11 protein-coding genes, 2 pseudogenes and 1 other annotated feature are annotated in these 15,410 nt (G+C 40.5%); of the genes and pseudogenes, 4 read left to right on the forward strand and 9 right to left on the reverse strand.

Annotated elements, in window-relative coordinates; all coding sequences use genetic code 11:
- Positions 1 to 139: 139 nt before the first annotated feature.
- Both PGX00_RS14770 and PGX00_RS14775 read left to right on the forward strand, forming a co-directional pair.
- A complete protein-coding gene (locus tag PGX00_RS14770; protein ID WP_272137711.1) occupies positions 140 to 1,333 on the forward strand; it encodes an MFS transporter in 1,194 nt (397 codons plus the stop codon).
- 451 nt (positions 1,334 to 1,784) lie between these two features.
- Positions 1,785 to 2,189, forward strand: a complete 405-nt coding sequence (locus PGX00_RS14775) for a hypothetical protein (RefSeq protein ID WP_272137713.1) — start codon at positions 1,785 to 1,787, stop codon at positions 2,187 to 2,189.
- A gap of 57 nt (positions 2,190 to 2,246) precedes the next feature.
- Here the strand turns inward: PGX00_RS14775 and thrC are convergent, their stop codons facing one another.
- Genes thrC through thrA form a run of 3 tightly spaced genes read right to left on the reverse strand, consistent with a single transcriptional unit; the run spans position 2,247 to position 6,961 of the window.
- Positions 2,247 to 3,530 (reverse strand): threonine synthase, encoded by a 1,284-nt coding sequence (thrC, locus tag PGX00_RS14780; protein WP_272137715.1) that lies wholly within the window; start codon positions 3,528 to 3,530, stop codon positions 2,247 to 2,249.
- Positions 3,527 to 4,483, reverse strand: a complete 957-nt coding sequence (gene thrB, locus PGX00_RS14785; RefSeq protein ID WP_272138093.1) for a homoserine kinase — start codon at positions 4,481 to 4,483, stop codon at positions 3,527 to 3,529. The genes thrC and thrB overlap by 4 nt, the downstream gene beginning before the upstream one ends.
- 18 nt (positions 4,484 to 4,501) lie before the next feature.
- Entirely contained in the window at positions 4,502 to 6,961 is a 2,460-nt protein-coding gene (gene thrA / locus PGX00_RS14790; protein ID WP_272137717.1) for a bifunctional aspartate kinase/homoserine dehydrogenase I, read from the reverse strand.
- A gap of 28 nt (positions 6,962 to 6,989) precedes the next feature.
- Positions 6,990 to 7,106: a sequence feature (Thr leader region), on the reverse strand.
- Positions 7,107 to 7,445: 339 nt separating this feature from the next.
- Here thrA and PGX00_RS14795 point away from each other — a divergent pair.
- Positions 7,446 to 7,919, forward strand: coding sequence for a ribonuclease regulator (locus tag PGX00_RS14795; protein ID WP_272137719.1), 474 nt, complete (start codon positions 7,446 to 7,448; stop codon positions 7,917 to 7,919).
- On the opposite strand, the gene PGX00_RS14800 is transcribed toward PGX00_RS14795, so the two are convergent.
- Together PGX00_RS14800 and PGX00_RS14805 are read right to left on the reverse strand one after the other, a co-directional pair.
- Positions 7,916 to 8,398 carry a putative 4-hydroxy-4-methyl-2-oxoglutarate aldolase gene (locus tag PGX00_RS14800; protein WP_272137721.1) on the reverse strand — a complete coding sequence of 161 codons (483 nt, stop codon included), beginning with the start codon at positions 8,396 to 8,398 and terminating at the stop codon, positions 7,916 to 7,918. The two genes, PGX00_RS14795 and PGX00_RS14800, sit on opposite strands and share 4 nt — an antisense overlap.
- Positions 8,399 to 8,495: 97 nt before the next feature.
- Positions 8,496 to 8,897 carry a DUF3293 domain-containing protein gene (locus PGX00_RS14805; protein ID WP_272137723.1) on the reverse strand — a complete coding sequence of 134 codons (402 nt, stop codon included), beginning with the start codon at positions 8,895 to 8,897 and terminating at the stop codon, positions 8,496 to 8,498.
- Positions 8,898 to 9,230: 333 nt separating this feature from the next.
- Between PGX00_RS14805 and arcA the strand changes: the two genes are divergently transcribed.
- On the forward strand, positions 9,231 to 9,947 hold the full coding sequence (arcA, locus tag PGX00_RS14810; protein ID WP_272137725.1) for a two-component system response regulator ArcA: 717 nt from the start codon (positions 9,231 to 9,233) through the stop codon (positions 9,945 to 9,947).
- Between the two features lie 105 nt (positions 9,948 to 10,052).
- Here the strand turns inward: arcA and PGX00_RS22960 are convergent.
- The 4 genes and pseudogenes from PGX00_RS22960 to PGX00_RS14825 form a co-directional block, all read right to left on the reverse strand.
- Positions 10,053 to 10,403, reverse strand: a pseudogene (locus PGX00_RS22960) (Hpt domain-containing protein); the annotation flags it as partial.
- A gap of 80 nt (positions 10,404 to 10,483) precedes the next feature.
- Positions 10,484 to 12,403: pseudogene (gene arcB, locus PGX00_RS14815) on the reverse strand (aerobic respiration two-component sensor histidine kinase ArcB); the annotation flags it as partial.
- 79 nt (positions 12,404 to 12,482) lie between these two features.
- Entirely contained in the window at positions 12,483 to 14,222 is a 1,740-nt protein-coding gene (locus tag PGX00_RS14820) for a sensor domain-containing diguanylate cyclase (RefSeq protein ID WP_272137727.1), read from the reverse strand.
- 42 nt (positions 14,223 to 14,264) lie between these two features.
- Positions 14,265 to 15,221 (reverse strand): TIGR01212 family radical SAM protein, encoded by a 957-nt coding sequence (locus tag PGX00_RS14825; RefSeq protein ID WP_272137729.1) that lies wholly within the window; start codon positions 15,219 to 15,221, stop codon positions 14,265 to 14,267.
- Positions 15,222 to 15,410 lie beyond the last annotated feature (189 nt).

The raw sequence follows: 15,410 nt of genomic DNA on the forward strand, positions 1-15,410 counted from the left end.
TAGTTAGCGCCTTTTTTGATCCTGTTACTCTCTATTTTGCGTAACTAAACCTAGAAGAATATTCACCCATTCTATTTGTTTCCACACGTAATGATCTGTAGTCTATAAAGCCCTAAACGACTTCTAAGCAGACAATCACATGAGAGCGCCTCTTCGAGCAAGCATTTTAATAATGCTAGGTATTCTTTTCTTAGCGCTCAACCTAAGAGGACCATTTACTAGTCTAGCGCCTGTACTCGCGCAGATCATGCATGACTTAAGCTTAGCCTCTTCCGCTGCTGGCTTTCTAACGGCGTTGCCACTACTTACTTTCGCCTTGTTCTCACCACTTGTGACTCAGCTATCACGCCGGCTAGGGTTAGAACCCAGTTTGTTGCTAGCACTCATACTAATTACATTGGGTATTACTTTGAGGTCTTGGGGAGCCATATCAACGCTCTATTTGGGTACCATACTCATCGGAATAGGCATTGCGATAGGAAATGTCCTCTTACCCGTCGTGGTAAAAATCAATTTCCCCACTCGCATAGCAACAGTGACCTCTATTTACATATTTACTATGGGTATTGGATCCACGTTAAGCTCTAGCCTAATGGTTCCATTTTCAGAATTGACGATTTTTAGTTCAACTGGGTGGCAACTCGCACTCTTTATGAATCTGTTGTTCCCGATACTCGCCCTGACAATTTGGTTGCCAAGACTAAGAAATAAAACATCAAGAGTAAATAACCAACAAAACAACGAAGACACTACCTCTATGCGAAGCTTGTTAAAAAGCCCAGTCGCATGGCAAGTGACACTAGCATTAGGGTTAAACTCTTTTACTTTCTATTCTTTAGCTGGATGGCTACCAAAAATACTCAGCGACCTAGGCTACAGCGAAATTGATGCGGGTTACATATACGGATTTTTACAATTTTCTACTATGGTACCCGGATTATTATTGCTGCCTATTCTAGGTAGAAAAAACAATCAGCAATGGCTTATTACGCTGTGTGCTTTTAGTGTATTTATTGGCTTAATCGGCCTTCTATATCTGTCGGATTATGCGATATTTTGGGTTGGACTCTTTGGCCTTGCCAACTGCTCTACCTTTATTATTGCACTCTCATTTGTCGGCTTGCGTACGTCTAACGCAAGCCAAGCTGGTGCGCTTTCAGGCATGTCTCAGGGGATAGGCTACGCCTTGGCTGCAACAGGCCCCACCATTGTTGGCCAAATCCACGCTCAAAGTGAATCATGGACCATTCCTATTTTGCTTATTGCCGCTGTCGCTCTTATATGTACTTTCTTTGCTGCTTTGGCAGCGAGAGATAAAAAAGTGATGGATTGATAGCGCTAATCTGTCTAATCAGCAGATACTGTTTTTTCATGCTTTGCTGAAAACTAAAATGAGCGATCATCCGTAAACCTTATAAAGCGTCTGATTTTTGGATACTGTTTAATGGTACAGATGAAGCGGGCGACTATTGGGTCTGCCTTGCTAGCTGTCGCACAGCGCAGGAGTTCGATGTCATAACGTCCATACATAGAAAGTTAACTCACCTGTTAAATTTAAATTAGTCAATAATCACTCCGGCAAAGATAGTTTCGGGTATTGGAAGCAGAGTAGATAAACAGGTACGGAAAATACATTAAGATGGCTAAGGCGAGATGATCACCGGATCGTTGATACCGATGATGCATTAGTAGCTAAACACGCCATATGTGTCATTTGTTGCCAGTATGCTCAACCCACAAACCAGTAGGAGTGGAATAATGAGTACCGTCACTGCAGTAAATCAATGAACGCCCTAGAGCGACACCTAGCAACAAACACTCAACTTACCAACAACGTGTTAGTCATTAGAAAAAATAACGACCTTTTAACTGATATGGTGCAAAGAGAGGCCGGAAAACCTGGGCTGAAACGCTCTATTTTTAATATATTTTCTTTGTCTTTTCTGATCACATCGACCACTTGGGCATTGATACCTCAAGTTAATTTTTTCACCTTTATCGTTATTTTTATAAGCAGTTTTCTATTGCTCATTTTGTACCAGATACGAGCGATGTATATCGCTTCAGACCATCTAGGTGGTAATAGTGTTCGTCTTACTAACAGCCGATCTTCGCAAAGATTTCTTGTGATGAAATCCATTCAATTACAACTGGTCCAACGGCTTAAAACACCCAAAGCGCAACTTTAGGCATAAAAAACGGGTGACTCAATAGAGCCACCCGTTTTTAGTACATACTGCTTATAATTATTTCTGAGCTTTTCTCAGTACAGCTTTCAGCGCTTCAAAATCGGCATTTAGCTCTTCCGATAGGTTTTCCATCACTGCATGCTTAGCAAGTGGTGCTGGCACTTCAATATCGGTTCCTAGAATATCGTCTACAACCTCTTTGAATTTTGCCGGGTGAGCGGTACATAAGAATAGGCCCGTTTCACCGTCTTGAAGTTGCTCATTAAGGCTGCGATATGCAATAGCACCATGTGGTTCACATAGATAGCCAAGATCATTTAGCTCTTTTACTGATTCTGCGCTTTGCTCATCTGTTACCACGCCCTTACCTAATGTATCCAAGCCCCAGCCTTTAATACGGCACAACTCTTCAATACGGGGCCAGTTGTTTGGCTGACTCACATCCATTGCATTCGATGTAGTTGCAATGGTTGGTTTAGGCTCCCACTTACCTGTCTCTAGATAACGAGGCACAGTGTCATTCACGTTAGTCGTAGCAATAAAGCGTTTAACAGGCAAGCCTAAAGCTTTAGCCAATAGCCCAGCAGTTAGGTTGCCAAAGTTACCGCTTGGAACAGAGATAACTAAGTTCTCACGCTCTGCTTTGCTCATTTGAGCGGCAGCTTCAAAGTAGTAACAGATCTGCGCCATTAAGCGACTAATGTTGATCGAGTTAGCGGAATTAAGGCCGATCTCTTCACGTAACGCTTGATCGTCAAAGGCTTGTTTCACCAAAGACTGGCAAGCATCAAAGTCACTATTTATTGAAACCGTATGGATGTTTTTGCCCAGAGTACAAAAGAGCTGCTCTTGTAGTCGGCTGATCTTTCCTTTCGGGTAAAGGATCACGACATTGATATCTTCCATACCGTAGAAGGCATGAGCAACAGCAGCACCAGTATCACCAGACGTTGCCGTTAGAATCGTTATTTTTCCGCCATCGGTTACTGCAGCAAGAGACTGGGCCATAAAACGGCCGCCAAAGTCTTTAAATGCTAAAGTTGGTCCATGGAATAACTCAAGTGCGTAAACACCCTCTTTAACGCTTTTTATTGGTGCTGGAAACTGAAAAGCATTCCCAACTAATTCTAGAACTTGCTCTTCGCTTAGTTCATCACCAATAAGTGCGGATAAAATTTTGCTACTGCGAGAGACAAAGTCTTCTTCTAACAGTGCGTCCACATCACTAAACGTTGGTAGTTCAGATGGGAAAAATAGGCCTTGATTGCGGCCTAGCCCTTGGCGTACGGCTTGCCCAAAGGAGACTTGCTCGTCATTTTCTTTGATGTTGTAAAGCTTCATAGCTCACTTCCTGTAACGGTCGATCCCTGTTTATCTAGACGACAAACGTGAACGAATCCTTCTTCATTTTGGATATAATTTTGTTCTAACCAGCGAGCAACTCGCTCAGCGACATCTTTTTCTTTGCAAATACTAAACAGTGTCGGGCCCGAACCAGAAATTCCAGTCGCTAATGCACCGGCTGAAGTTGCATATTGACGAGCATTAGCAAAACCCGGCAGTAGTTTCTCACGATATGGTTCTGCGATCACGTCTTTGATCATCTTCGCTGCGAGTTCAGGTTGTCCCGAATAGCAGGCGTGAATAAAGCCAGCTAAATGACGACCATGTGCAATAACATCTTGACGACGATATTGCGAAGGTAAAATTTCACGCGCTTCAGCGGTAGAGACTTTAATACCTGGGTAAGCCATTACCCAATACCATTCGTCAAAACAAGGAACTTCTTGGCTGATAATGCCAAGTTCCTCAAGCATCAATTGCAAACCACCTAGGTAGCAAGGTGCGACGTTATCGTAGTGAATACCGCCAGATATTTTTCCTTCCATCTCACCCATCAGTGCTAACAATTCCATTTCATCTAGAGGCTGACCATGGAAACGGTTAAGCGCGTCAAGCGCCGCAGTGATAGAACAAGCACTAGAACCCAAGCCAGAGCCTATCGGCATATTTTTCTCAAGGGTCATCTGAAGAGGCTTAAGCTCAATACCCTTTTTGTCCAGTTCACGTGAAAAAACAATCCAACAATCGTAAACAATATTCTCTTTTGGGTTCTCTGGTAGCTTTGAGACAAAATCACCAGCTGTCTTTAACTCAAATGGCGTATCACCCGCTTTCACCAATACTCGGTCACCAAGTAGTGTGCCATCAATCGGAGAAACCGCCGCACCTAAGACATCAAAACCAACGCTTACATTGCCGATAGAAGCGGGGGCGTAAACGACAACATCCATATCACTTGAATTCATCAGTTAAACTCCTAATTTCCAACCGAGTGTACGCATTACATCTGCAAAAACGCCCGCAGCAGTCACTTCAGTACCAGCACCGTAACCACGTAAAACAAGTGGGATTGGTTGATAATAACGGCTATAGAAGGCGAGCGCATTCTCACCATCTTTAACTTTATTCATCGGATCATTGCCATCAACAGCGATAATTCTTACTCGGCATTTACCTGCATCGATTTCCCCAACATAACGCAGTACTTTACCCTCTTGTGCCGCTTTCTCTGCTAAGTCACTAAAATAAGCATCCGCTTCAGGTAAGCGAGCCATAAACTCATCGACAGAACCAGAGTCATCAAAGCCCGGTGGCAATGCTTGTTCAACGACCACATCATCTAGTTCTAACTCCATTCCTGCTTCACGTGCAAGGATAAGCAGCTTTCTAGCGACATCCATACCAGAAAGGTCATCGCGAGGATCCGGCTCTGTAAAACCGTTATCTTTAGCAATATTAGTCGCTTGACTAAGCGTTAAACCTTCATCCAATTTACCAAAGATGAAAGAAAGAGAACCAGAAAGAATACCGTTAAATTTATCTAATTCATCACCCGCTGAGATCAGGTTTTGAAGGTTCTCAATAACCGGTAGACCAGCTCCTACTGTTGTTTCATACAATAATTTACGACGAGAGCTACGAGCTACCTGACGTAATTGATGATAGTACGCCATACTTGCTGTATTCGCTTTTTTGTTCGGCGTAACAACATGGAAGCCAGCCGCTAAAAAGTCTGCATATTGCTCAGCAATAACTTCACTTGACGTACAGTCTACTAATACTGGGTTAATGATATGGTTTCTCTGCACTGTAGAGATTAATGAGGCGAGAGAAAATTCTTCCGAAACATGCCCCATACGGTCGCGCCAGTTGCTTAATGGAAGGCCTTTCGCATCAAGTAAGACACCTTTGCTATTTGCAAGGCCACACACACGGATAACAATGCCTTTTTGTGCCAGTTTCGCTTGTTGTCGCTGAACTTGATCGACTAACTCACCACCTACGCCACCAACACCGACAATAAATAGATCCAAGAAATGTTTAGAGTTGAAGAAGTTCTCGTGACACGCCTTGATAGCTTCTGAGACTTTATCTTCAGGTATCACCGCTGATATCGCTCTCTCAGAAGAGCCCTGCGCAATTGCAACGATATTTACGTTAACTTCTGCAAGTGAGGAGAAGAACTGCGATGCAACCCCTTTAGAAGTGCGCATGCCGTCCCCAACCAAGGTAACAATAGCGACATCATCAATAAACTCGACAGGCTCTAACAAGCTGTCTTTTAGTTCAAGTTCAAAGGCATCATGTAGCGCTTGTTCTGCTCTTTGTTTGTCAGCCGCTTCAATACAAAAACTAATGCTGTACTCTGAAGAAGATTGAGTAATTAAGACAATTGAAACACCAGAAGAAGACATCGCTCCGAATACACGACTGGCCATACCAACCATGCCCTTCATCCCTGGGCCAGATACGTTCACCATTGTGAGTTTATTTAGAGTAGTAATCCCTTTAATTGCAAGATTATCTTCACCTGTATCCTGTCCAATCAGCGTACCAGCACCTTGCGGATTAAAACTATTTTTAATTAAACAAGGGATATGAAACTGAGCGATTGGTGCAATGGTTTTAGGATGAAGAACTGAAGCGCCAAAATAGGACAATTCCATTGCTTCCTGATAACTCAGTGATTTCAATAATCTGGCGTCATCGACTAAACGAGGATCACAATTGTATACACCATCGACATCCGTCCAGATTTCGCAACAGTCGGCTCTCAAACAAGCGGCTAGAACCGCTGCAGAATAATCTGAACCATTACGTCCAAGAGTAACTAACTCACCATCTTCGTTGCCCGCTGTGAATCCTGGCATAATATTCACGTGACCAACTGGAAGAGGTTCTTTTTTGAAGTTTAGCGTAGAGGTTTCTACATCAACCATTGCTTCAAGGTGATCACCTTTAGCAAACAAATACTTTACTGGGTCAATAAGGCTTGCTGACTGGCCTTTCGCTTCTAATACGGCCTGCATCAACTTGATAGAGATTCTTTCTCCCTTGCTGATTATTCGTGCATTTGCATTATTAGGACACATACCCAACAACGCTATACCGTGAACGAATTGACGCAATTGCAGCATAGATACATTTACTTGTTCATCAAATGCAGCATTGTCTACATTTGGTAGTACCGCTTTGATGTCAGTAAACAACTGAGCAAAAGAGTTCTCTAACTCTGCAATCTGCAGATCAGCATCGCCATTACGAAGCGCTCCCTCTATAACGGCAACCAATTTATTTGTGGTCTTCCCTGGCGCGGATAAAACCACCGCCACTTCTTCTTGTTGAGCATTGTTCGCAATAATATCTGCCGCTCTTAAAAAACGGTCAGCATCTGCTAACGATGATCCACCAAACTTGAGAACTCGCATCCCTACCTCCAGTATATTTAAACTCGTATAAAAAAAGGCCTGTATCTTCTTGGATACAGGCCTTTTTTTGAAATTTCTTTCTCTTAGCAGCCTGCCCCAACATCGGTAATGTCGGTAATAATGGTTGTGGTCATTATTGTATGGCGTGCTAAATGCATATTATGTAATTAAAATCGTATTTTGTGTTTGCTTACCTCTACGTTTACCGATTTTCACTCATAGAGTCAATTGAAAGTTCATTTTTTTTCGTTCCGCATCATGTTTTTAGTAAAAAGTTAATAATGATACATAAATGTTAACTTATTGTTTTTTAAATGAATATCATATGAAACTAGTCTCTAAATAACCAAATGATCTATATAAAGATCCAAATGGAAGGATCCGATTGTCAAAATATGTGTTTTAATTAAAGTCACTGATAAACCAATTCAGCATATAAATCTAAATTGATTAATAAAAGCTAGATGTAAGCAGGGAGGCGACGATGAAAAATGCAGTTTTTTTATGTATAAGCCTTTTTGTGTTTTCCGCACATTCTTTCGCTGTTAGCTTACCAAACCTCCCCTCTCAAGATCAGGGTTCTTCTCACAAGCTCTTTTTATCGAGTCAAACTCAAACGGGTAACGAATTTGATACTTGGAAGATAGATAGCGGCTACGCTTATTCTTTGTTTGATTCTGTTGATATTTATGTGGGTGCGCGATTAGACACCTCTAATGAGCAATATAGTGAAAACGGTTTTCTAAGTGGTGTTAGTTATAGCTTTAATGAAAGAGTTTCTCTAAAAAGCACTATTCATACTAAAACAGAATTTCTTGAAGATGGCTCTGAAGAAAGTACTGTATCTGCAGAAGTCAGTAGTCGAGTAAAAATATCCGATAATTTAGACTTGCATGCCACCCTCGATTACGAGCAGTGGCAGCAAGGTGTTGAAGTGGGATTAGGTTTCCGCTTTTAGAGTTCGAGTAATTTATCTGACAACAGGGTGCCATTCCAATCTGCGTAAATATAATCACCAGGGTGAACCATCTGGCGATTCATAGTTAGGCATACGTTGACCTCACCAGCACCTTTCTTTTCTGTTTTAAATGGACATGCTGCTAATGCTTTTACGCCTATGTCTAACTCTGACATAACCGCAACATCTCGTATTGCTCCGTTCACAATAATGCCTTCCCAGCCATTTTCAATAGCTAAGATAGCAAGTTGATCTCCCAATAGTGCTTTTTTAAGAGACCCATTTCCATCAACAAAAAGAACTTTACCTTTTCCATTTTGTTCCAAAACATCTCTTACTTTAGAGTTGTCATGGAAGCAACGTACTGTGACCACTTCACCAAAGAAAGCATCACGCTGACCAAAGTTTTGAAGTGGCAGGTCAAGTAGTGTTACTTGTTCCTCATACTTGTCACATATATCTGGAAGTATATCGTTCATTTTTCCTCCTTGATTTTCACAGTTTCACAAAACGCAGATCAACTGTGATTGATTTTAAATTCCGTTCTACTTATTCAATAATAATTCTTATCTGCTATTAATTTTTTTGTATGACGATCTTCTGAGATAATGTTCCTATCATCTCTGAGCCGTTGTTTTCTAAGCAGGAAATGAGATAAAGCTGGTTATTTTTCACATAATATATGGCATTTTGATTAACCATTTTTCCGAGCTCTATCGCTAAATTTTGAGGCATTTCTACAGCAAAGCTCTCTTCGAGCCATGTCCTTTTTAAATCACCAACCAACAATTTGCAATAATTAAAATCATTAAATTTTTGTTCAAGTGCGTTATTTTTCTTCTCATTTTGCTCTTTAGACACCTTAATACTATAAGGATTCCATGCGGTTATTATGGCAAACTGAGACAAATTTAACTCTCTGTTAATAAAGAAATAAACATCTCTATAATGACGCCATAATGTTGAATTTATATTCATCTTCATTCCTTGACAGAAAACTCAATAAATCGAGAAAATGTTATGTTATATCTATTGATGTAAATCAACAAAGTGAAAAAAATTAACAAACTGTTATTGTTGCTGCACGTTTAAGATAATAAAATCCATCACTTATATAGCAGAAATGTAAATACACATACTATTTGTATGTGTATCTGTAAAAATAGGTTATTCCCAGGGACAGGCGTACCTAGTTGAAGTGCTTTGTAGCAATTTTTGTTAAGAAACATCGCAAACACTTTGCCCATATGTTACTTTTTGCTTAGAATTTATTAAATATGACACAATTTCGTTACAATTTAGGTATCGCCAATGCAAACCCCGCAAATACTCATTGTTGAAGATGAGCAAGTTACTCGTAATACGCTAAAAAGTATCTTTGAAGCAGAAGGATATACAGTATTCGAAGCAAGTGATGGTGAAGACATGCATCATGTACTTGCAGACAACCAAGTTAACTTGGTTATCATGGATATCAACCTTCCTGGTAAAAATGGATTACTTTTAGCTCGTGAGCTTAGAGAGCAAGCGAATGTTGCTCTTATGTTCCTAACTGGTCGTGATAATGAAGTAGATAAGATTTTGGGCCTAGAAATAGGTGCTGATGACTACATTACAAAACCTTTTAACCCACGTGAACTAACTATTCGTGCTCGCAACCTTCTTACTCGTTCAATGAACGATAATAACGCTCCTGAAGAGAAAAGAAGCGTTGAGAAATATGAGTTTAACGGTTGGGTCTTAGACATTAACAGCCGCTCTTTAGTAAGCCCACTAGGTGACAGCTATAAGTTACCTCGTTCTGAGTTTAGAGCATTGCTTCACTTCTGTGAAAACCCAGGCAAGATCCAAACTCGTGCGGACCTTCTTAAGAAGATGACTGGACGTGAGCTCAAACCACACGATCGTACGGTTGACGTAACTATTCGTCGTATCCGTAAGCATTTTGAATCTATCACTGATACTCCTGAAATTATCGCTACTATTCACGGCGAAGGTTACCGCTTTTGTGGTGATTTAGAAGAGTAATCGATTAGATAGATTAACTACTGGTAATAGGCAACAGATGTCTGACGCTTATTACCAGATAGTTTGTATTTTTGTTCTATCAGATTTTATTGGCTCTGGTCGTCATTACTGTTTATCTATAGCAGCTAACCAGCCTTTTAACACTTCAATATCATTTTGATATTCATTCTTTATCTCCTCTACCCAATCAGCGATATTTTCCCACCATGCAGGCATTTGTGGAGACTGCGCTTTTTGTGCGACGCTTTGAATACGCATTAACCCAATTGACCCTGCCGCGCCTTTGATCTTATGTGCTTCCGATGCGATTCCATCTTGATCTTGTGCCACCATATTGGAATCCAATATATCTAAATAGCCCGGTAGCATCTCCTCAAACATTTTTATACTATCTAACACAGGCTGAGTCCCAACGATATCAACATAGGATTCAAGCATTTCGATATCTAAGAGTTTCGAAGCGACATCTGAGTGAGATATTTTTTCTTGTTCTTTTACTGGTTCATTACCGCTTTCTACTTCACCGGCAATACACCATTTTTCAATCACTCTTTGAATGGCTTTTACTGAGAGAGGTTTGCTTAGTGCATCATCCATGCCCTTTTCGATATAATCTTTTTTATCTTTCATCACGTTTGCTGTGAGCGCAACTAATGGGGGCAAATCAGAGAACTGTGCGCGGTAATGTTGTGCAACATCAAAACCTGTCATATCAGGCAGTTGAATATCCAATAAGACTAGATCGTATGCCTCTGGTGAAAACTGTGAGATAGCATCCTCACCATTCATTGCTATATCAACAGAGTGACCTAAACTTTCCAGAAGAGATTTAGCAACGGTAATATTAAGCTGGATATCTTCTATCATGAAGATACGAAGCGCCCTTTGTTGTTTTGGTTTACATTTAACCTCAGCAACGCCTTCCACAACAGGAACACGAATATTCAAGGTAAAGGTACTTCCAAATCCTTCTTCACTGCTAACGCTAATATCCCCTCCCATCATTTTGACAAGCTGCTTAGAGACAGCGAGTCCAATTCCTGTTCCTACTGCGTGTAGGTTATCCTTGCCTGATTTTACCTGATAGTACATGGCAAAGATTTTTTCTAGTTCAGCTTCCGGTATGCCAATACCACTATCTTCTACTTCAAACATGATATCAGCGATGCCATTTTCAACATCAACGCTGACACCCATTACTACGCCACCTTCTTTAGTAAATTTAGTAGCATTGCCAATCAAGTTCCAAAGTACCTGACGTAAACGTGTGGCATCGACTTCAATAAAGCTTGGGAAGCTTGTGAGCCTTTCTAAATCAAAACGAAGACCTTTTTGTTCGGCCATCAATGCAGAGATACTCTCCATCTCAGAGACAAAGTCTTCCAAACTGACGGCTTTTGGCAACAATTCTAATTTTCGGCGATCAAACTTATCCATATCGATAATATCGTTAAATATATTACCTAATGTAATGGCGCTTACATTAATGGTCTGCATATGTTGCCGCTGTTCTTCTGTTAAAGACGTATCTAGCAGCATTCTACTTAATCCAACGATACCGTTTAGGGGGTTCTTAATTCATGGCTCACCGTAGACACAAAGGTCGTTTTATCTCTGCTCGCCTTTTCTAATGCATCTTGATACTTTTTCCGCTCTGTAATGTCGCGACCAAACCCTACTAAACCTAAATGTCGCCCTTCTTTGTTATAAAATGGAACTTTGCGAAGCTCAAAATAAACTTTTTTTCCATCTGGATATTCAAGCCACTGTTCATAAGTGATCTCTTCATTATTACTAAATACCAGTTCATCTGTTGTGACGACTTCTTGAGCAATCTCTTTGCTATAAACGTCCCAAGGCGTTAAACCAACAAGTTCTTGCTCAGAACGACCAGTGAGCTCTTCAACAGCGCGATTACAACCTGAAAAAATGCCATCCGCATTTCGGTAATAAATAAGATCCGGTGATGTATCAATAAAAGACCGTAGTAAAGTGGTTCTCTCAGCAAGCTCTAGTTGAGTTTTTTCCCGTTGGAATACTTCATTTTCAAGATCATTAATAGCATCTTGTCGAGCTTCTTCTGCTTTTTGACGCTCTTCTATTTCTTGATTAAGCTTAATGATATTCAACTGTAACTGGTTGTTCAGCTCTTGGTCTCTAGAGCGCATATCCTTTAATTTGGAGACAAGTTTAGACAATCTCTGGCGAGACTCTTCTAATTGATCGACTACAACGGATAGAAAGTAAACGGCCCATGGCGTAATCAAAAGCCCAAAGAAAACAGAGCGAATAATGTCGATATCATCTACATTGCCCTGCAAGCCTAATGTAATGCCAACCTGAACAAAAACTGCCAGGGCCACAAGTGCTAATGCAAGTAGAATTGAAAACCGCAGGATGCCTAGCTTAACGAGAAGATCAACATAATACTGAGCTAAGCTTTTGATTGGTTTCATTTATTACTCCGAAAAAAGAAGATGAGCTATTTTATCTATAAGAAAAGGGCTTGTAAGTATTGCCCATCACTATTTATCATTATTCTTCGTGATATCTCGTTTGGTTACGACCTTTCTTTTTGGCTAAATAGAGCGCTTGGTCTGCATAGTCTACCAATATATCAGGAGTATCGAGGCTACTAGGTATTATCGACACAACGCCAATGCTCAATGTGATTCGATCGCTCACTGACGAAAACTCATGCTTGATATCGATCTGGTTAATCACATCGTGAATTTTTGTAGCAAGAACTTGTGCCTCTGCCTTATCAGTATTAGGAATAACAAAACCAAATTCTTCACCACCGTATCTTGCAACGCAATCCGATGAACGGGTCAATACTGTTTTAAATGACTGTGCTACCAGCCTTAACGTCTCATCACCTTTCTGATGGCCGTAATTATCATTAAAGTCTTTAAAAAAATCGATATCACACAACATAACGGTGAGCGACATTTTTTGTCTTTTATGCATATTCCAAATCGTATCGAGCTGCTCATCAAAGCTTCTTCTATTTGCAATCTGAGTCAAACCATCCAAAAAGCTTAGTCTTTCCAACTCTTGATTCATCTCTTCCAATTGCATCTCAACTAAGCAACTATCTGTGACATCTCGAGCCATAAGCAGCACGCCATTAGCACCAGAGTTAGGATCTTTATATGCAGACTTAACGACATCGAACCATTTAGGTTGGCCATCCTCATCAAACATCTGATCTCGATACCTTAATGATTTCCCTTCTCTAAGTACTTCATCATCGGTACGAGAAAAGTCTTTATATGTATGCGGTGGTAATACATCGTCTACGCGTTTACCCACTAATGTTGTGTAGTCTGTAATTCCTAACGTATCCGCAAAGGCTTGGTTACACGCCTCGCAAACTTTATTTTCATTGAATAAAGCAATACCGTCGGGTGAAGACTTTAACAGTGACTGTAAAATGGTATCTCTTTGTGCCAATGCAATCTCTGTCCCCTTACGCTTTTCCATTTCGTCACGTAAGTCTTGCTGCATCTTAAACCAATCGGTTACATCATGGCTTATACTCAAAGACCCGAGTATTTCACCGTCGCTCGATAACAGCGTTGATTGAGAAGTTTCTAACAAACAACCTCGACCTTGTGGATCGGTTGTCCAACGTCTTTGCGTGCCTCGCCCTTGGAGTATTTCATCGATATCAACATCAGACTCTTCCGATCTTCCCTTCCAAAATATATCAAAGGCCCGATTGGTATCGACAATATCACCGTCTTTATTCTTTATATAGATAAGTTCTGAAAGGGAATCTAGAGAGGTTCGAGCCACACGAAGTGACGTTTTTACTTGTTCATTCTCAAGCCCTGAGTTTTGATGCAAGCTCGCATAAATAAGCCAAGAAGAACGATTATTAAAGCGAATTTTCCTTCCTGAAAAATCAATATTAACTTGATGACTACTGGATATAGTCCAAGCTTGTTCAATATTTTGAAAGGTCTTACCGCTGATTTGATTAAATGACTGTAAAAATGATGTTTGATCTAGACCGGATGGATATGAATAGTTTTTCCCCACTTGCTTTATACCAAGTAACTGTTGAGAACCGCGATTCGATAACAATAAATCTCCAGATTGAGCGTCAATTACTATCAGCGCGACAGGTGTATCTCTGTAGTAGGAGGTAAGTTGCTTCTTATATCTCAGTCTCTGCGCAACAATAATTGAAAGTGCGATGACCACCACCAGCACTTCAATTTCAGCAAAGTAATTCCATTCTGCTATTCGATAAAACAAATTGTCCATTTCGTATTATATTCATTTTCAAGGGGATTATGGATAAATATATCAGTTTGTGCTCTTCTGTTCTTTAATTAATGGTTTTGTATACACAAATGGTTTAGAGATCAACGACCCTTGTGCTCCATCTTTATCTAATGCTCTACCTATTTCTGTCATCCCTAACCAACGATTTTCACACCAGAGTGGCGCTAGCAACGTAGGACGTCGAGCAGCAGCAGATACTCTGTGATATACCACGCCCGGTGGTGTCATTCGTATTAATTCACTGGCGACACTAACGTAATCATCCATTTCAGGTGCGTCTAGACGCCCTGCTTTCCATGCTTTAGCCATTGTACTTCCTTCAACAATATGCAGAGGATGTAGTTTAATACCGTCAGTCCCCACAGCTAAAACCTTGTCCATCGTCTCGAGATAATCTGATCTTGTCTCTTTTGGTAGGCCGATAATCAGGTGAGTACACACTTTTATCCCCAATGCTCGTGCTTTTTTAGTGATTTCAGCATAGCATTCGAAATCATGTCCTCTATTTATATGCTTTAATGTATTGTTGTTGGCAGTCTGTAAACCCAGCTCCAACCATATTTCATAACCTTGTTGTACATAGTCAGACAATAGGTCTAAAACCGCTTCAGGAACACAATCAGGTCGAGTTCCGACGCACAACCCCACCATATCTGCTAATTTCAAGGCTTCTTCATACATATTTTTAAGCGTTTGCACTTCAGCATAGGTACTTGTGTAGGCTTGAAAATACGCTAAATATTTTTGAGCTCTCTTCACTTCGCCAGCTCGGTCGGTTAGTTGCCCTAAAATACTCTGTGTCTGTGTTTTCTCATCAGAAAAAGAGGCAACATTGCAATAAGTACAACCACCACGTCCAAGCGTTCCATCTCTATTTGGACAACTAAAGCCTCCATGTAACGTTAGCTTGTGGACTTTTTCACCATACCGATGTTGTAAGTCTTGACCAAGAGTATTGACTAATTCGTGTAATTGCATCTATCCGGACTACCTATATTTGTTACTGTTGTAAAACTAATATGGATGTAATACGCCTAGTAACCATAATAAAGCTAGGTCTATATGAAAGAATATTACATCACTGAAAAATTAAGCCGCAGAATTATAGGCAGTGGTACGATAGGATTCACTATCCCATATCAATAAAGCAATACAGATTTTAATAAA

Origin of the sequence: Vibrio algarum, assembly GCF_028204155.1 — a bacterium.
Taxonomy (GTDB): Bacteria; Pseudomonadota; Gammaproteobacteria; order Enterobacterales; family Vibrionaceae; genus Vibrio; species Vibrio algarum.

Bases quoted from the DNA above. Each gene is read 5' to 3' on its own strand.
- PGX00_RS14770 (WP_272137711.1), top strand. From the start codon at position 140: ATGAGAGCGCCTCTTCGAGCAAGCATTTTAATAATGCTAGGTATTCTT.
- PGX00_RS14775 (WP_272137713.1), top strand. From the start codon at position 1,785: ATGAACGCCCTAGAGCGACACCTAGCAACAAACACTCAACTTACCAAC.
- thrC (WP_272137715.1), bottom strand. From the start codon at position 3,530: ATGAAGCTTTACAACATCAAAGAAAATGACGAGCAAGTCTCCTTTGGG.
- thrB (WP_272138093.1), bottom strand. From the start codon at position 4,483: ATGGATGTTGTCGTTTACGCCCCCGCTTCTATCGGCAATGTAAGCGTT.
- thrA (WP_272137717.1), bottom strand. From the start codon at position 6,961: ATGCGAGTTCTCAAGTTTGGTGGATCATCGTTAGCAGATGCTGACCGT.
- PGX00_RS14795 (WP_272137719.1), top strand. From the start codon at position 7,446: ATGAAAAATGCAGTTTTTTTATGTATAAGCCTTTTTGTGTTTTCCGCA.
- PGX00_RS14800 (WP_272137721.1), bottom strand. From the start codon at position 8,398: ATGAACGATATACTTCCAGATATATGTGACAAGTATGAGGAACAAGTA.
- PGX00_RS14805 (WP_272137723.1), bottom strand. From the start codon at position 8,897: ATGAATATAAATTCAACATTATGGCGTCATTATAGAGATGTTTATTTC.
- arcA (WP_272137725.1), top strand. From the start codon at position 9,231: ATGCAAACCCCGCAAATACTCATTGTTGAAGATGAGCAAGTTACTCGT.
- PGX00_RS14820 (WP_272137727.1), bottom strand. From the start codon at position 14,222: ATGGACAATTTGTTTTATCGAATAGCAGAATGGAATTACTTTGCTGAA.
- PGX00_RS14825 (WP_272137729.1), bottom strand. From the start codon at position 15,221: ATGCAATTACACGAATTAGTCAATACTCTTGGTCAAGACTTACAACAT.